This is a genomic window from Lampropedia hyalina DSM 16112, from assembly GCF_900129055.1.
GTDB lineage: Bacteria > Pseudomonadota > Gammaproteobacteria > Burkholderiales > Burkholderiaceae_C > Lampropedia > Lampropedia hyalina.
Genome location: NZ_FQUZ01000033.1, coordinates 17,651 through 34,795, shown reverse-complemented (window position 1 = coordinate 34,795; position 17,145 = coordinate 17,651). Strand labels below are relative to the sequence as shown.

Here is a 17,145-nt window from a genome sequence, read left to right as displayed (position 1 = left end):
TTTCAGGGTTTTGACAACGGTCAGCATGGTGCTGACTTTAACAGAGAGGGTATATTTTCAATGTGTTATCCATTACCCAACATGGAACCCGTTGGGTTGCGCGCTCTGCATCTCCGTCGTGAACGACGGGGCTTTCCGTGCAATCAGGTAAACTCACCGCACGTTTTTCCCGCTGCGGGGGAAGGTTCGGCACTGGGCAAGCCTGCCGTTCCATTCAGAAACTACAGGCAGGTTGTGTGTCTATGCAAAAAAAATTTCGGAGCACGGGCTTCTTTCGTATCGCACCTGCGGCGTTGCTGGCATTGTGCTTTCTGCAAGGGTGCAGTGTGCTGCGACCCAGTGAGGAGCCGTCGGCGGACGAGGCCACCGAGACCGCTTCGACCAGTGGCGCGTTGGCCTTCACGCTGGATGTGCGCAGTGAAAACGGCAGTGTGGCGCGGCATCTGGAACGCCATCTGGAAATCCAGCGTTTCAACCGCTTTCCCGACCTGCGCGATACCGAATTCAACCGCCTGATGGCCGAGGCCGAAACCAATGCCCGCAGTCTGCTGGCGGCACTGGGCTATTTCAATCCGCAACTGAGCCTGCATGTGGAGGATACGCCCGCTGGCAGCGAGGCTCCGCGCAAGGTGGTGATCGAGGTGGAGCCGGGGGCGCAGTCGGTAGTTCAATCGGTGAACATCGGGTTTGCCGAGCCGATGAACAGCGATCCGCAAGGGCAACGCCAGCGCGCGCGCGTGGAGCGTGGCTGGTCGCTCAAACAGGACGATGTATTCACCCAGTCCGACTGGGACAGTGCCAAGAATGCGGGCCTGCGCGTTTTACAGCGCGATCGCTACCCGACAGCCCGCATTGAGTCGAGCCAGGCGCGGGTGGATGCCGATGCCGAGAAGGTCGATCTGCGCATCGGCTACGACCCCGGCGAAGCCTACCGCTTTGGCGCACTCGAACTCCAGGGCAACGAACGCTACGATGCCCAGGGCATCCGCAACATTGCGCGCATTCCGACTGGAACTGACTACAGCGAGGAAGCCCTGCTGGATGCGCAGCAGCGGTTGGCCAGCAGCGGTTATTTCGATGCCGCCTTTCTGATGCTGGATACCGAGAACAGCGACCCGCAGAACGCCACCGTGATCGCCCAGTTGCGCGAGGCCAAGTACCAGAAGGTGGTGTTTGGCGTGGGCCTGAGCACCGATGCCGGGCCGCGCCTGTCCATCGACCACATTCACAACAAGCTCTGGCCGCTGGGCTGGCGTGCGGTCAGCCAGATTGCGGTGGATGCCAAGTCCCAGCAGTTGGCCACTCAGTGGACTGCCATGCCGCGCGAATCGGGCTGGGCATGGTTCACCGGAGCGCAGCTCGAACGCGCCGAGGTGGGCGACTACACGGCCAACTCCTTCATGCTCACGGCCGGGCGCACCCAATCGACCGGGCACATCGACCGGCGTTATTTCCTGCAATACGACTTCAGCCGCACCGAGGGCAGCGATACGCCCGGCAGTTCTTCCTCGCTGCTGGGCAGCTACAGCTGGACGGGACGGTACTTCAACAACAAGACCAATCCCAGCAGTGGCTACGGGGTGGGCTGGGAGCTGGGGGCGGGTTACACGCTCACGCCCGAGCGTGAGCCGTTCCTGCGGGGCCGTGCGCGCTGGTTGCAGTTCGTGCCGTTGGGCGAGCGCAACGAGGCCGGGCGGCGCAGCCGTCTGGCCGTGCGGGCCGAGGCCGGGGCCATCGTGGCCGATTCCGGCACCCAGATGCCACTGAGCCTGCTGTTCCTGACCGGTGGCGATACCACGGTGCGCGGGTACGCCTTTGAAAGCATCGGCACCCGTGCCTTCGATGATCGTCTCTACGGTGGCCGCTACCTGACGGTGGGCAGTCTGGAATGGCAACGCCCGATGACCCTGTTCGGCAACAGTTCCGACTGGGAACATGCCGTGTTTGTGGATGCGGGCAGTGTCTCCGATGACAATGCCGAGACCAGCGTCTATACCGGCGTGGGCACCGGCATCCGCTGGCGCAGCCCCGTCGGCCCCTTGCAGGCCGATATTGCCTATGGTCTCAAGCTCGAACAGTTCCGCCTGCACCTGCGCATGGGCTTCAACTTCTGAGTGCCGCCATGAATTCGTCGCCCACTTCCTCCCCCTCCACCGATTCCACGGCACGCCCCGCCCCCAAGTCCAGCGGACGCTGGTGGCGATGGCCGCTGTACACCTTGCTGGTGCTGTTGCTGGCCGTACTTGTGCTGCTGGGCGGTGTCGTATGGTGGGCGACCACCGACCGTTCGCTGCCGCGTGCCCTGCATTGGGCGCAGCAGGCTCTGCCCGAATCCCAGCAGTTGCAGTTCGAGGGCGCGCGCGGGGCGATTCTGGGCGATGGAGCCATCGACCGGCTGGAGTGGCAGATGCCCGGCACGGCCCTGACGCTGGAGCAGTTTCAACTGGCCTGGACACCCGCCAGCCTGTGGAACCGGGCCTTGCAGGTCAATACCCTGGAGGCCGAGAGCCTGACGGTACGCCTGTCTCCCAGCATCGAACCCGAGGAGCCAAAACCGCCGTTTGCCATGCCTGACAGCGTCCTGCTGCCGCTGTTGCGGGCCGTGCATCTGCCCCTGCGGCTGAATCTGCTGGCACTGGAGACCGAAGCCGTGGATGGCAGCATCAGCCGCCAGGAACTGCGCGACATGGCCCTGTCGTACGACTATGACGGATCGAACCACGACGTGCAGTTGCAAAGCCTGCACCACCAGCAGCAGGCGCAGCACGGCCAGTTGCAGGCGCGGGTGCGGCTCAATGGCCAGACCCTTGATGTCGAGGGGCAGGCTGTGGCCCTGCTCGGTGGCCTGATTCCCGACAAACCCCTGACGATGCTGGTGCCGCTGCAATGGCAGGGCAGTCTGGCTGGAGGCGCGGGTGCGCAGCTTCAGGTACAGCTTCAGGGCTGGGAGTGGCCCGCCAGCCAGAGCCTGCCCGAAGCCGCCGGTGCCCTGCTGCAACTCGATGTCCCGCAACAGCTCGCCGATTTTCCCGATGCACTGAAGCTGGACGCACAGGCTGGCCTGCACCCCTGGCGCGGCCAGCCTGTGCAGCAGGCGCGTGTGCAACTGCACCGCCTGAACGCGCAGGACTTTCATCCGCAGGCTCCCGTGACGCTGCTCGATGGCGCGCTGGACATCCAGCCTGCCGCAGCCGCAGAGGGTGCAGCCGCAGCCACCAGCCTGGCCGATACTGCCTGGCAACTGCTGCTGGAATTGCGCAACCAGCAGCCCGGAGCCTGGGATGCCCAACGCCTGCCGGTGCGCCAACTGGATGCCCGCGCCCGCTGGGGCACGGATGCCTGGCAGATCGAACAGGCCCAGGTGCAACTGGGCGAGGGTCGCGTGGGCTTGCAGGGCGAATTGCGTCCGCAGCAGCCCGAGCAGGCGCATCTGCAAGTGCAACTCGAACGCCTGAACCTGCAACAATTGTTGGGCAGTCTGCCCCAGACCCAACTGGACGGACAGGCGCGTGTGGAGCCACTGGCCGTCACTGCCCCCACCGGAGCCGCAACTGCACCGGACACGGCGGCCCATGCCGATCTGCTGGCTGCTCTCACCGCCGCATCCTGGCAGGTGCAGGCCGACGTGCGCAATGCCATCCCCGGTCTGGTGGACAAACAGCGTCTGCCGCTGGATCAGGTGCTGTTGCAGGCACAGCTGACCCCGCAACAATGGCAGGCCGAGAATCTGGAAGTGCGCGTGGGTGAAGGCCGCTTGCAGGTGCAGGCCCAATACGCACCCGACACCCAGCAACTGGCCGTGAACGGCCAGCTCACGCGCCTGCCGCTGGTGCGCCTGCACAGTGAGCTGGCGGCAGAGAAAGTTCCCGACCTGTCCGGCACGCTGAAAGCCAGCGGTTCCGTGCAGGAAGCCGTGGCCTTCGAGGCCGACATCCAGAGCAACGGCCGTGCCCAGGCGGTGCGCAGCCGCTGGAATGTCCGTGCCCTGCAAGCCCAGGGCGAATGGACTCCCCGGCAACTCAGCCTGCCGCGCCTGCACCTCGATGCGTTCCAGGCCAAGGTTGATGCCCGCGACGTGCAAGTGGCCCTGCCCGATCTGGCATCGCTGCAAGCCAGACTGACCGCCAGTGCCCCCGGCCTGAACCTTCAGGCCGATACCGCCATGCGCCAGCAAAGCGGCCAGGGCAAGGTACAGCTTGACGTTGCCTCTGCCCAGCAACTGCTGGCGTGGTTGCGCCAACTGCCGCTGGTGGGCGAACAGCTCCCTGCCATGCAGGCGCAGGGCAGTGCCCGCCTGCAAGCCGATTGGCAGGGCGGCTGGGAGCAATGGCTCAAGGGCTTGCAGAACCCGGCGGCGTACCCCGATCTGCGTCTGAACGCGCAGTTGCAATCCAACTCGTTCCGGCTGGAAATGCCCGCTGCGGCGGCTCCAGCGACCGTCAAAGGTGCGGCCAAGCCCGAACCCACACGCATTGCCATCCAGCAGTTGCAGGCCAGTGTTCAGGGCAATCTGCACACCGCCACGCTGGGGCTGGAGGGCGATGTCACCGCCAATGGCACCCGCGCCACCCTGAACACCGCGCTGCAAGCCCGGCAAGTGGGCCAGCAGGCACGCGGCAATCCGGCGTGGCAGATCGATCTGCGCCGCTTGCAGGCCGCAGCGACCTTGCCCAAAGAATCCGCGCCCTGGCGGCTGGAGGTGGCCGAAGGACTGCAAGTCACCGCCCGTCCGGGAGACACCCTGCAAGTGCAGGCCACGGCAGGCACGGCACGCCTGACACCGCCTGCCCATATCGCCCCTGCCGAACAGGCACTGACGCTGGCATGGGAGCCGTTGAGCTTCAGCCGCACCGCCCAGGGCACCATGCGGCTGCAAAGCAAGGGGCGTGTGGCAGGCATTCACCCCGCATGGGTCGATGCCCTCTCGCCGCCGGGACAGGCCCCGTTGCGCAATGCCGGGCTGTTCACCAACCTGGTGCTGGCCGGGCAGTGGGACATCGACATGGCCGACAGCCTGAACATCCAGGCCGTGTTGCAACGCGAGAGCGGCGATCTCTGGCTGGGTGAACCGGCTTCGCAGACCCCGGATGCTGTGCAGAGCGTCGGCAACACCCGCACCGAAGCCATTGCTGCGGGCATCGAGACCCTGCGGTTGAGTCTGCAATCGCGCAGAAACCGCGTGGAAGCCGTGCTGGACTGGAAGACCCGCCGGGCCGGCACCATCGATGCGCGCGTGCAGACCCAACTGGCCCAGACCGCACAGGGCTGGAGCCTGCCGCCCACCGCCGCACTGGCAGGGCAGGTCAAGGCTGCCTTCCCCGATCTGGGCGTGTGGGGCAGCTTTGCTCCGCCGGGCTGGCGCATCAACGGCAGTCTGAATGCCGATGTGGCCCTGGGTGGCACGGTGCAGCAGCCGCGCCTGCAAGGGCAGATTGCAGGCGATGGCCTGAACGTTCGTTCCGTGCTGGATGGCGTGGACCTGCACAACGGCTCACTGCGCACCAATTTGCAGGGCAACCGCCTGACCATTGCCGAACTGCGCTTTGAAGGCGGTACCAACAGCAACGCCTATGTGGCGGGCATGAGCGGCAACCGCACACCCGCTCCCACGGCACGCGGCCAGATGGTGGCGCGTGGCTTCATCGACTGGAGCCGTACCCTGAGCGCGTCCGGCAGCACGGCCGATTCCGGCATCGACATGAACGTGCAGGCGCAGTTGCAGCAGATGCAGGTGCTGGCACGCAACGACCGCCAGATCAGCCTCAGTGGCGACTTGAGTGCCGGGCTGCAAAACGGCCGTTTGCGACTGCGCGGCGATCTGCTGGTCGATCGCGCCTCCATCACCCTGCCCGAATCGAGCGCGCCTACCCTGGGTGACGATGTGGTGGTCATCCGCGCCAGCGACCCACCGCAAGACGAGGCCGAACCCACGCCGCGCCTGCAAACCGCCCAGCCCATGGACATGGAAATCCGCCTGAACCTGGGTCGCGACTTTGCCCTGCAAGGCTATGGCATCACCACCCGGCTGGAAGGCGACCTGACAGTGCGCAGCCAGCGCAGTGGCAACGACCCGATTGCCATCGTGGGCGAAATCCGCACCGACGAAGGCCGCTACCGTGCCTGGGGGCAGGCCCTGAATGTGGAAACCGGCGTGGTGCTGTTCAACGGCCCCTACAACAATCCTTCGCTCAACATGCTGGCGGTGCGGCCCAACATCGATGTGCGGGCGGGTGTGCGTGTCACCGGCACGGCACTGGCTCCGCGCGTGCAACTGTACTCGGAGCCTGAACTGCCCGATGCCGAGAAACTCTCCTGGGTGGTGCTGGGACGCGCCACGATGGCCGGGGGCGGTGAGGGCACCTCCATGCAGCAGGCCGCGTTGGGGCTGCTGGCAGGCAGCGTGGCCAACAGCCTCGCCAGCGGCCTGGGCTTTGATGAAGTGGGCCTGAGCACCGAGGGCGTGTCGCTGGGCAAACGCCTCTCCGACAAGCTCTATGTCACCTACGCCACCGGCATGTCGGGCGCGGCAGGCACGCTCTACATCTTCTACGACATCAGCCGCCGCCTGACGGCCCGTGGCCAGACCGGTGAACAGAGTGCGCTGGATTTGATTTACACGATTACTTACGATTGAGAATAATTCATTGAATCCGCAGGGGTATTCATGCGCAGGACACATATACACATATGTTTCTTGCTTGTAAATCTGTTTGTCACAGAATGGAAAAATGCATAGAATACATCCTGCGAGATGAATATGATTATGTTGTTTCATTTCCAAGCAGATGGCTTAAAAAACCTCTGGAAACAACTTTTTCTTTTTTTCTCCACTTTGAACTCCATTTAAGGTTACGAGGCCTATCAGACGCTATCTGACAGACAACTCCCTGGGTGCTTCTCCTCCCTCACTCTCTATCTTCACCCAAGGTAGTCTCGTAACTCTTTCTTTTTCTCCTCCCCCCCTTTTTTGTTTTTGCCATGTGAGCATCCTGCCGTTTGTATTCCGGCAGTGTCTCTTTGCGGCTATGCTTCGCGCCTGTCTTCATGATGGATGATGGGCTGAGAACGTAGACAACGTTCCTGGGCCGTTTGTCCAGCGTTTTTTGCTGCTTGTTCCATGCTCTCTTTGTCTGATGACGTGCGCCGTGCCGCACTCGGTGGTGCGATTGCCCTGCTGGGTGCATTGCTGGCCGTATGGCTGCACATTCCGCTGCCCTGGCTGCTGGGCTCCCTGATTCTGACGGCCGCAACCCGGATTGCCGGGGTGCGCAGCCGTTGTCCAGTGGCATTCAACAAGGCTGGCCGCTGGGTCATCGGGGTGTCGCTGGGTCTGTATTTCACGCCCCAGGTGGCATCGAGTCTGGCGCAGCACTGGCCTCTGATCGCACTGGGCATGGCCTATGCCATGCTGCTGGCCGTGCTGGGTTGCTGGATATACCGGCGGTGGGCGGGGCTGGACTTGCGCACCGCATGGTTCGCAGCTGCGATCGGCAGTGCCAGCGAGATGGCCAATCTGGCACAGCGCAACGGTGCGCGGGTCGATCAGGTCGCCACGGTACACAGTGTGCGTGTCATGCTGGTGGTCGTCACCGTGCCATTCGCGTTCCACTGGTTCAGCCAGGCCGGTACGCCGTCTCTGCTGGCCGAAGTGCGGCAGGTGCAGTGGCCGGGCCTGCTGACGCTGGCCCTGGGTGCCTTGGGGGCCGCACTGGCATTCGAGCGGTTGCGTCTGCCCAATGGCTGGATGCTGGGGCCGCTGGTGTTCGTCATGACCGTTACCCTGCTGGGCTGGCACTTCTCTGCCTTGCCCGCGTGGGTGTCGTGGCTGGGACAGTTGTTCATCGGCTGGTCACTGGGCGACAAGTACCGCCCCGACTTCTTTCGCAGTGCACCGCGCCTGCTGTCGGTCGTGGCGGTGCTGACGCTGGGCATGATGGCCCTGTCGGCTCTGCTGGGCTGGGTTTTGGCGGCATTGACACAACTGCCGGTTGCCACGCTGATTCTGGGACTGACACCGGGCGGCATCGCCGAGATGACCATCACAGCCAAGGTGCTGGGGCTGGGCGTGCCGCTGGTGACGGCCATGCAGGTGATGCGGATGCTGTGCGTGGTGTTGCTCACCGGCCCGCTGTACCGGCTTTTTCTGCAGGCACGCATTCGAGAGGATTGACCCGCACCGCCGTTTCTTGCCTTGACCAATCGGAGAAGGCATGAAAAAACCGGCACATTCTTTGCAAAATGTGCCGGTTGGGTATTTGGTAGGCTCGACTGGATTCGAACCAGCGACCCCCACCATGTCAAGGTGGTGCTCTAACCAACTGAGCTACGAGCCTGAAAATCAGAAAGCGTGATTATAGTATGCTTTTAAGCGGCTTCACGCAAAAACAGAAAAATTCACCCAGCTTGCAGCGAGACGCGGGCAAATTTGCGCTTGCCCACCTGTATCACATAGGTTCCGGCTTCCAGCTTCAGGCCCCGGTCGCTGATGACTGTGCCATCCACGCGCACGCCGCCGCCATCAATCAGGCGGTTGCCTTCACCCGTCGAAGCAGCCAGTCCAGCGGACTTGAGCAGCACCCCGATGCCCAGCGGTGCACCCTGCAAGGTGATTTCGGGAATCTCGTCCGGGATGCCGCCTTTGCTGCGGTGGATGAAATCCTGTTCGGCTGCATCGGCGGCGGCGGCACTGTGAAAGCGGGCGGTGATTTCCTTGGCCAGCAACACTTTGGCATCCTTGGGGTTGCGCCCCTGTGCCACTTCCTGTTTCAGCGTGGCAATGTCTTGCAGCGAGCGGAAGGAGAGCAGGGGATACCAGTCCCACATCAGATCGTCGGAGATGGACAGCACCTTGGCGAACATGGTGTTGGCCTCTTCCGTGATGCCGATGTAGTTGTGCTTGGATTTGGACATCTTGTCCACCCCGTCCAGTCCCACCAGCAGCGGCATGGTCAGAATGCACTGCGGCTCCTGCCCGTATTCTTCTTGCAGGTGGCGGCCCATCAGCAAATTGAATTTCTGGTCGGTGCCGCCCAGTTCCAGATCGGCTTTCAGTTCCACCGAGTCGTAGCCCTGCATCAGCGGATAGAGGAATTCGTGAATGCTGATGGACTGGCCGCTGTGGAAGCGTTTGTGGAAGTCATCGCGTTCCATCATGCGGGCCACCGTGTATTTCGATGCCAGAGCGATCATCTCGGCGGCATGCAGGCGGTTGCTCCATTCGCTGTTGTAGCGAATCTCGGCTTTGTCCAGGTCAAGTACCCGTCCGGCCTGCTGGTAATAGGTCTGGGCGTTGGCCTGAATCTGTTCCTCGGTCAGTGGCGGGCGGGTGCTGTTGCGACCCGATGGGTCGCCGATGCGGCCTGTGAAGTCGCCGATGAGGAAAATCACCGTATGCCCCAGGTCTTGCAACTGGCGCATCTTGTTCAGCACCACCGTGTGCCCCAGGTGAATGTCGGGAGCCGTAGGGTCCAGCCCCAGCTTGATGCGCAGCGGCTGGCCGGTGCGGTGCGATTTTTGCAGTTTCTTCACCCAGTCGTCGGCGGGCAGCAGCTCCTGCACGCCGCGCGTCGTCACGGCCAGCGCGTGTGCAATGGCTTCGTCATGGACGGGAGAAGTGGCGGGATTCTGGTGGATAGTCGCTTCAGTCATGTTGTTTTTTGGCTTGTCCTAATTGACAGTTCCGATATACTTTGGAATGGTTTCTGCGGCTATTGTATGAAAGCATGGGCTTTCAAAGCAGTTGGTGCGCATTTTTCCAGAATTTTCATTCTGCTGCATGGCCTGTCGCCCTGTTTCCGGGCTGTGCAGCAGCCGATCCGCCAGTGCGCCTGCGATAGACAGGCGCGGGGGTTTCCTGGCGGAAATCTTTTGCAAGTCAGGACATCATCTTGTCAGCCAGTTTTTCCAAACACTCCCGCCATTCTTCCCGTCCACGCCATGCAGTTCGCCTCCAGCGGCAATTGAATGCCATCATGCAGGCACTGGGGGACTCTGCCTATTCCAAACGCCTGATGGCCGCTGTAGTCGGCCTGCTGGCCCTGGGGGGTGGCGGAGCATTCGCCGTGGCCAGCCTCGCTGGTGGCGATGAAGCCGATGCGGCACAGGTGCAGCAGCGCATGATCGACCAGGAAATTGCCTCGCTGGCCAGCGGCAAGAGCCTCGCCAGCCTGGTGGCCGCCCCGGACTTTGTGCTGCACCGCAGTGACCGGCTGCGCACCGGCGACTCTGCGGAAACCCTGTTGCAGCGTCTGGGGGTGGCTGATCCGGCGGCATCCGCCTATCTGCGTCGCAACCAGGTGGCCATCCAGAATCTGTGGGGACGCAGCAACCGCGACATCACCATCGAGGCCACGGCCGATCACCAGTTGTTGCGCCTGTATGCCCGCTGGGTCAGTGACGACAGCGGCAACTTCAACCGCTTCGTGGTGGAGCGCACTGCCGATGGCAAGGACTTCGTGGCCAAGCTCGATACCGCCGAGCTGACCAAGTCCACCCGCCTGGCCAGTGGCGTGGTGCAAAGCTCCCTGTTCGGGGCCACCGATGCCGCCAACGTGCCCGACAACGTGGCCGTACAACTGGCCGAAATCTTTTCTGCCCAGGTGAACTTCCACAAGAATCTGCGCAAGGGCGACACTTTCACGGTGGTGTACGAAACGCTGGAGGCCGATGGTGAGCCACTGAGGGCTGGCAAGGTGCTCAGTGCCGAATTCGTGAACAGTGGCAAGACATACCAGGCCCTGTGGTTCCAGGAAGATGAGAACAAGCCAGGTGCGTACTACGATCTGGACGGCTCGAACCTGCGTCGTGCCTTTCTGGCCTCGCCGCTGGAGTTTTCGCGTGTGTCCAGCAACTTCGGCAAACGCTTCCACCCCATCCGCAAGGAATGGCGCAACCACAATGGCACCGACTACGCAGCGGTGACCGGTACGCCCATCCGTACCGTGGGTGACGGTGTGGTGGAGTTTGCGGGCTGGCACAACGGTTATGGCAATGTGGCCTATATCGACCATGGCGAACAGCGCGTGACGGTGTATGCGCACATGAGCCGCCTCGATGTGAAAACCGGCCAGCGCATTGCGCAGGGGCAGGTGATTGGTGCGGTAGGCTCCACTGGCATGTCCACCGGGCCGCATTTGCACTTCGAGTTCCGCGTCAATGGTGAATTCAAGGACCCCCAGATCATCGCGCAGGACAGCGCGGCGGCCTCGCCTGTCACCAAGGCCACGCGCGAGCGTTTCAACAAACTGGCCGAAGCCACCCGCATGAAATTCCAGGTCGCACCGCTGATGATGCAGGCCAACGCGGAATGATGCGTTCGTGCAGGTACTCATGGCCTGTGCGGTAAGCATCGTTTCTGAATGAAAGCAACCTGCCCTGACATCCGTCTTCGGCAGGTTTTTTTGATGGGATTGTCCTGGCCATGCCTTTCTCTGCATTATCTGGTTCTGCATTTGCGCATGATCCTCCGTACTTCATCGGCCTGATGTCCGGCACGTCGCTGGATGGGGTGGATGCCGTGCTGGCACAGTTTGCCCACAGCCGTGATCGCTTGCAGCTCAGGAATGTGCAGCATCTGCATCGGCCTTTCCCCGCCGGGTTGCAAGTGGAGTTTCGTGCGCTGAACCGGGCGGGGGACAATGAAATCCATCGCGCCGCGCTGGCAGGCAATGCGCTGGCCGGGGAGTATGCCCGCGCGGTGCACCAGTTGTTGCAACAGGCGCAAGTGAGCACGCAGCAGGTGGTGGCGATTGGCGCACATGGCCAGACCGTGCGCCACCAGCCGGGGCAGTTTGACGGCGTGGGCTATACCGTGCAGATCAACCAGCCCGCGTTGCTGGCCGAACGCACCGGCATTGCCGTGGTGGCCGATTTTCGCAGCCGCGATGTGGCCGCAGGGGGGCAGGGCGCGCCGCTGGTGCCGGCCTTTCACCGCGAAATCTTTGGCCGTTCCGATGAAGCCGTGGCGGTGCTGAACCTGGGTGGCATTGCCAACCTCAGCCTGCTGCTGCCCGATGGGGATGTGCTGGGGCTGGATACCGGCCCCGCCAATACCCTGCTGGATGCCTGGTGCCTGCAACACACTGGCCAGCCCTGGGATGCCGGTGGCACATGGGCGGCCAGTGGCACGGTCTGCCAGCCCTTGTTGCAGCAGTTGTTGCAGGAGCCGTACTTTGCCCGCCCCGGCCCCAAGAGCACGGGGCTGGATTGCTTTCACCCTGAATGGTTGCGCCAGCACCTGCAAGGCTTCGGTGCGCTGCCCGCACAGGATGTGCAGGCCACGCTGGTGGAACTGACCGCCGTGACCGCAGTGCAGGCATTGCACCGCCATGCCGTGGCAGTGGCAGAAATCGGCGTATGTGGCGGCGGCGTATTCAACGACTGGCTGATGCAGCGTTTGCAGCACCATGCCGGAGCCAGCGTGCCGGTGCGCAGCACCCGACACTGGGGCGTGGAGCCGATGCAGGTGGAAGCCCTGGCCTTTGCCTGGCTGGCACGCCAGTGCCTGCTGGGACTGCCGGGCAACCTGCCCGCAGCCACCAATGCGACAGGACTGCGCGTGCTAGGGGCCGTGTATCCGGGGGAGGGCTGGTCTCATTGGCACGATTCCCATGGTTTCCAGACACCGCCATGAAGTCCAGCCATACTCCATCCAGACACGGGTTTGCTGCTACCGCCGTGACGCTCAGCCTGTGCGCCGGGTGGTTGCTGTCCGCCTGCCAGCAAGTCCCCGCAGCCTACGACCAGCTCGATGCCATGCTGTGGACGCAGACTTCCATCGAAAAAGAGTTGATCTTCCGGCAGACCTACGCCACGGCCACCGCCCAGTTGCCGTTGGCCCTGCAAGACCCTGCCTGGGATGCGCTGCCCCTGCCACCGCGTGATCTGCACGGCCTGCCGCCCGCACTCATCATCGATGTGGACGAAACCGTGCTCACCAACACGGCCTTGAGTGCGCGGGACATTCGTGCCAACCGCCCGTTTTCCTACGAACGCTGGGATGTGTGGGTGGAGGAGCGCGAGGCTCCAGCCCTGCCCGGTGCGGCGGATTTTCTGCACCGTGCCAAGGCACTGGGCATCGAAGTGTTCTATGTCACCAACCGCGAACACCAGCAGGCACCAGCCACCTTCGACAACTTGCGCCAGCAGGGCATGCCTGTGGCCAGCCCTGCTTTTGTGCTGGGGGCGAATGCGCCCGTGGGCGATTGTGCGGCCAGTGGCTACGACAAATCCTGCCGCCGGGCCTGGGTGGGGGAACGCTACCGGGTGCTGATGCTGGTGGGCGACTCATTTGGCGACTTCATCGAATCCGCCAGCGGCCTGCCTGCCCAGCGCGAGGCCGTCCGCCCTTACGCCCACTGGCTCGGCCAACGCTGGTTCGTCCTGCCCAATCCCACCTATGGCGACTGGTACAGCGCGCCCTACGCCGGCGACGAATCCCTGCCCGAAGCCGTGAAACGCGCGGCCAAGCACCGCGCACTGGATGTGCAGCAGGATTGATGGAGCTTGTGGCACCCATCCGGTGCCGGGTTTAGAATCCTGCGCTTTGGGCGCCGGGAGTCTCGGGTATGCACCTGCTGTGGATGGTGTTGGGCACTTTGGTGTTTGCCTCGATGGCGGTATGCGTCAAGTTCGCTTCCAGCCACTTCAATGCTGCCGAACTGGTTTTTTATCGGGGCATCGTCAGCATGGTGCTGCTGGGCATTCTGGCACGTCGCCAGCATGTGGACTTGCGCACCCGCCATCCTTTCATGCACGCCTGGCGCAGTCTGGTCGGGGTCGGCTCGATGGGGGCCTGGTTCTACGCCATTGGTGCATTGCCGATTGCCACTGCCACCACGCTCAACTACATGAGCAGCATCTGGGTTGGGCTGTTCGTCGTGCTGAGCAGTCTGTTGCAACGTAGCTCCAATCCATTGCCCGCATCGCCCCGGCAAGGCCTTTTGCAGGCTGCGCTGATTGTCACCATCCTGACTGGCTTTGCCGGTGTGGTGCTGATGCTGCGCCCCAGTCTGGATTCCAGCCAGAGCCTGGTGGCCGCATTGGTCGGGGTGTTTTCCGGCATGGGGGCCGCCTTGGCCTATATGCAGGTGGTGGGACTGGCGCGCATCGGCGAGCCGGAAACCCGCGTGGTGTTCTATTTTGCCGTTGGCTCTACGGTGGCCGGCGGCTTGCTGATGCCGGTGGCAGGCATCTCCACTCTGCTGCATCCGGCCAGCCTGTGGCTGTTGCCCATGGGGCTGCTCGCTTCGCTGGGCCAGTTGTGCATGACCCACGCCTATTCCACCGCCGCCAGCCCGCGCAACACGCTGGTGGTGGCCAGCCTGCAATACTCCGGCATTGTCTTCGCCGGACTCTATGGCCTGCTGCTGTTCGATGACAGCCTGCCACTGCTGGGCTGGCTGGGTATGGCCCTCATCATCGCCAGCGGCGTTGTGGCGACATTGCTGCGGGCACGCTGAGGCACTGCTTCACTTACCCACCACTTCAACGAACATCTGCTCCAGATTGAGTCCTTGGTGAACGTCGAGCAAGCTGGCTCCGCTGGCCTGGATGGCTTGCAGGGTGGGCCAGAGTGCGTGGGCCGGGACGTGGCCGCGCCAGATGTCCGTGCCGTCGGATTCAAAGCCGGGCAGCGGCGTGGCGTGCGGGTGGTTCGATGGGGCGGGCAGGTGGTAGCGCACCACCAGTCCGCCTTTGTTCAGCAGTCCGTCCATGGGTTCGTCTGCCATCAAGCGGCCCCGGTCGATCAGCAGCACGCGGCTGGCGAGGCGTTCCACGTCGTTGAGGATGTGCGAGCAGAAGAACAGCGTGCCGCCGCTGTCGCGGTAGCGTTGCACTTCGTCGGCCACCAGCTTGCGGCCCACCGGGTCGAGGCCGGACATGGGTTCATCCAGCACCAGCAATTGTGGCTCCAGTGCCAGGGCGTGCGCCAGTGCCGTGCGTTGCGTCATGCCTTTGGAGAGGTTGCGCACACGCTTGTGTGCGGCGTAGCCAATGCCCATGCGCTCCAGCCACTGCATGGCGCGTTGGCCTGCTTCTGCCCCGCGTGCCCGTTGGTGGATTTCCAGCCCCATGCGCACGATTTCCAGCGGCGTGAGGTAGTCGTACAGATAGGGGTTTTCCGGCACATAACCCACGCCCTGACGGGCACGTTCGTCGGCTGCCGGTCGCCCCATCAGCAGTGTGCGGCCGCTGTCGGGTTGCAGCATGCCCATCAGCATCTTCATGCTGGTGCTCTTGCCCGCCCCGTTAGGGCCGACAAAGCCGATGGCTTCACCCTGCCTGATGATGAAGCCCAGATCGTCCACGGCCTTGACCCGCTTGCCCTTGACCTTGAAGGACTTATGGACTGCCTCGAAAACCACCAGATCGTTCATGTTTCCTGTTCCTCGGTTATTGCCCGGTGCCTGGCATGGCCAGTTGTGGCACACCCTGGGCATCCAGCATGTAGCCAATCTCCAGTGGGTCCTGTGGCAGGGCCGGCAGCAGACCGGCTTGCAGCAAGTCCTGCAACTGCGCGGGGGGCTGGCCGGTTTGCTGATGAAATTGTGTGGCTGCCTGGCGCAGCACTTGCAGGCCTTCCAGCCGGGCGATGCGCGCATTCAGCAGCGGCAAGACCTTGGGATCGAGGTTCATCTGCTTGATGCGCTCGATCATTTCGATGGCCTGTGCGGGGTCATTGCCACGTTCGTACCATTTGGCGGCCATGGTGCGCAGGGCCGTGGCGTTGGGTTCGCCCACGCGCAGGGCGGCTTTTTCGGCCCATTGCCCAGCTTCGTCGTATTCCTGCCCGAAGTACGCAGCATTGAAGGCGTAGAAGAAGGGGGGCATCATGTCCCAGGGGCGGCTGTCGCTGGCACGGCGCAGGATTTCCTGGGCCTCGTCCACATAGCCCAGCCAGGGCACGATGGCGGCGGCAATGTAGTAATTGTCTTCGTGGCGTGGATTCAGTCGTGCGGCATCGAGCTGGATGGCAGCCTGAATGCGGTAGGTTTCGGCATCCGTCACGCCACCGCCCACGGTGGCACTGCGAATCACGTTCAGGTCAGCAGCCAGATAGCGGTCGCCTCCGGCCTGCAAGACCTGCAACAGCACGGGCAGCCGCACCCGCAGCACGTCTTCCTGCTGGGGACGGGGCAGTGGCGAGAGGTGCAACACGCTGGCCACATACAGCGCGAATGCCAGCACAGCCACCAGTCCCAGTGGAATGCGCCAGCCGTGGTACGGGGTTTGGAGGGGTTCAGGCATGGATGCTTCCGCTTGGATTCAGAGAAACTCGCGCCGTTTCAGCTTCCAGGTCGCCAGGGACAGCAGCAGGCCACAATAGGCCAGTGCCATCAGCACCGCCCAGCCCAGTACGGGCCACTGCACTGGCAGGCCGTACAGTGACAGGTCGCGCCAGTCCAGTCGCGACAGATCGGGCAGCAGCCACTGTGCGGCATTCAGTACCGGCAACAGGTAGCGGTTTTCGGTGGAGCCTTCCATGCCGGGCATCAGCAGGAATTGCAGGCTCACACCCAGCGAACGTGCCGCCAGTGCGAAGAAGCAGCCCAGAATCAGCGGCAGAAATGGCGTGGTGGAGAGGCTGCACAGCAGCAGCGCGAAGGCGGTGATGACCAGCAAGTCCAGCCAGATGCCCAGCAGCACCAGTGCGTAACTGCCCCCCAGCCGGATGGGGGTGGGTTGCTCGTAGGACACAGGCAGCATGGCCATCACGGCCCCCAGTGCCAGCCCTAGCAGCAACACACCCAGGGCCAGCAGGGCCGCAACGGCGAGAAAGCGGCTTATCAGATAAACCCCCCGCGAGACCGGGTAGGCCAGTACGAAGTACAGCGACTTGCGTTCGATGTCCTTGCCCAGCAGCTCTTGCACCCAGAACAGGGCCATCAGCATCAGCACCAGCCGGATGCCCGACAGACCCACGTCCAGTGCCACGGTAGCGGGCTGGCGCGCCGAGAAATTGGCCGCCAGCCAGGCGATGAAAATCACTGCCACCGCAATCATCAGCAGCCAGCGGATGCTGTGCGAGCGAATGCCCGAAGCCCAGCCGGTTTTGGTCAGTTCCCACATACGTTCACAGACCTTTCCGTCAGAATGTGTCAAAAGGATGTGGGATTATAGGAAACCCTGACTGGTGTGGAACCA

The 17,145-nt window shown here is 63.2% G+C and carries 11 protein-coding genes and 1 tRNA gene; 7 read left to right on the top strand and 5 right to left on the bottom strand.

What is annotated here, in order from left to right:
• The first annotated feature begins 326 nt into the window (after nt 1-326).
• The 3 genes from BUE21_RS12055 (at nt 327) to BUE21_RS12045 (ending at nt 8,170) form a co-directional block, all read left to right on the top strand.
• Nucleotides 327-2,114: an autotransporter assembly complex protein TamA gene (locus BUE21_RS12055; protein WP_456152028.1), complete on the top strand. Its 1,788-nt coding sequence runs from the start codon at nt 327-329 to the stop codon at nt 2,112-2,114.
• Nucleotides 2,115-2,122: 8 nt separating this feature from the next.
• Nucleotides 2,123-6,634, top strand: a complete 4,512-nt coding sequence (locus BUE21_RS12050) for a translocation/assembly module TamB domain-containing protein (RefSeq protein WP_073356906.1) — start codon at nt 2,123-2,125, stop codon at nt 6,632-6,634.
• 483 nt (nt 6,635-7,117) lie between these two features.
• Nucleotides 7,118-8,170: an AbrB family transcriptional regulator gene (locus tag BUE21_RS12045; protein ID WP_073356905.1), complete on the top strand. Its 1,053-nt coding sequence runs from the start codon at nt 7,118-7,120 to the stop codon at nt 8,168-8,170.
• A gap of 86 nt (nt 8,171-8,256) precedes the next feature.
• On the opposite strand, the gene BUE21_RS12040 is transcribed toward BUE21_RS12045, so the two are convergent.
• Nucleotides 8,257-8,333 (bottom strand) — tRNA-Val (locus BUE21_RS12040).
• Between the two features lie 61 nt (nt 8,334-8,394).
• Complete coding sequence (tyrS, locus tag BUE21_RS12035; protein ID WP_073356904.1) at nt 8,395-9,648, bottom strand: tyrosine--tRNA ligase; 1,254 nt, start codon at nt 9,646-9,648, stop codon at nt 8,395-8,397.
• A 311-nt stretch (nt 9,649-9,959) separates the two neighbouring features.
• On the opposite strand from tyrS, the gene BUE21_RS12030 reads away from it, so the two are divergent.
• From BUE21_RS12030 to BUE21_RS12015, 4 genes are all read left to right on the top strand, one after another.
• On the top strand, nt 9,960-11,309 hold the full coding sequence (locus BUE21_RS12030; RefSeq protein WP_234971150.1) for a M23 family metallopeptidase: 1,350 nt from the start codon (nt 9,960-9,962) through the stop codon (nt 11,307-11,309).
• A 110-nt stretch (nt 11,310-11,419) separates the two neighbouring features.
• Nucleotides 11,420-12,631, top strand: coding sequence for an anhydro-N-acetylmuramic acid kinase (locus tag BUE21_RS12025; RefSeq protein ID WP_073356903.1), 1,212 nt, complete (start codon nt 11,420-11,422; stop codon nt 12,629-12,631).
• On the top strand, nt 12,628-13,497 hold the full coding sequence (locus BUE21_RS12020) for a 5'-nucleotidase, lipoprotein e(P4) family (protein ID WP_073356902.1): 870 nt from the start codon (nt 12,628-12,630) through the stop codon (nt 13,495-13,497). Before BUE21_RS12025 ends, BUE21_RS12020 begins: the two co-directional genes overlap by 4 nt.
• A gap of 68 nt (nt 13,498-13,565) precedes the next feature.
• On the top strand, nt 13,566-14,459 hold the full coding sequence (locus BUE21_RS12015; protein ID WP_073356901.1) for a DMT family transporter: 894 nt from the start codon (nt 13,566-13,568) through the stop codon (nt 14,457-14,459).
• A 9-nt stretch (nt 14,460-14,468) separates the two neighbouring features.
• Here the strand turns inward: BUE21_RS12015 and BUE21_RS12010 are convergent, their stop codons facing one another.
• From BUE21_RS12010 to BUE21_RS12000, 3 genes are read right to left on the bottom strand one after another with little or no spacing between them, the layout of a single operon-like run.
• Nucleotides 14,469-15,377 (bottom strand): ABC transporter ATP-binding protein, encoded by a 909-nt coding sequence (locus BUE21_RS12010; protein ID WP_073356900.1) that lies wholly within the window; start codon nt 15,375-15,377, stop codon nt 14,469-14,471.
• Between the two features lie 16 nt (nt 15,378-15,393).
• On the bottom strand, nt 15,394-16,248 hold the full coding sequence (locus BUE21_RS14720; RefSeq protein ID WP_073356899.1) for a tetratricopeptide repeat protein: 855 nt from the start codon (nt 16,246-16,248) through the stop codon (nt 15,394-15,396).
• Nucleotides 16,249-16,266: 18 nt separating this feature from the next.
• A complete protein-coding gene (locus BUE21_RS12000) occupies nt 16,267-17,070 on the bottom strand; it encodes a hypothetical protein (RefSeq protein ID WP_073356898.1) in 804 nt (267 codons plus the stop codon).
• Nucleotides 17,071-17,145 lie beyond the last annotated feature (75 nt).

What these genes read in the sequence shown, in the direction of transcription:
- BUE21_RS12050 (WP_073356906.1), top strand. Translation starts at nt 2,123, where the DNA reads ATGAATTCGTCGCCCACTTCCTCCCCCTCCACCGATTCCACGGCACGC.
- BUE21_RS12045 (WP_073356905.1), top strand. Translation starts at nt 7,118, where the DNA reads ATGCTCTCTTTGTCTGATGACGTGCGCCGTGCCGCACTCGGTGGTGCG.
- tyrS (WP_073356904.1), bottom strand. Translation starts at nt 9,648, where the DNA reads ATGACTGAAGCGACTATCCACCAGAATCCCGCCACTTCTCCCGTCCAT.
- BUE21_RS12025 (WP_073356903.1), top strand. Translation starts at nt 11,420, where the DNA reads ATGCCTTTCTCTGCATTATCTGGTTCTGCATTTGCGCATGATCCTCCG.
- BUE21_RS12020 (WP_073356902.1), top strand. Translation starts at nt 12,628, where the DNA reads ATGAAGTCCAGCCATACTCCATCCAGACACGGGTTTGCTGCTACCGCC.
- BUE21_RS12015 (WP_073356901.1), top strand. Translation starts at nt 13,566, where the DNA reads ATGCACCTGCTGTGGATGGTGTTGGGCACTTTGGTGTTTGCCTCGATG.
- BUE21_RS12010 (WP_073356900.1), bottom strand. Translation starts at nt 15,377, where the DNA reads ATGAACGATCTGGTGGTTTTCGAGGCAGTCCATAAGTCCTTCAAGGTC.
- BUE21_RS14720 (WP_073356899.1), bottom strand. Translation starts at nt 16,248, where the DNA reads ATGCCTGAACCCCTCCAAACCCCGTACCACGGCTGGCGCATTCCACTG.
- BUE21_RS12000 (WP_073356898.1), bottom strand. Translation starts at nt 17,070, where the DNA reads ATGTGGGAACTGACCAAAACCGGCTGGGCTTCGGGCATTCGCTCGCAC.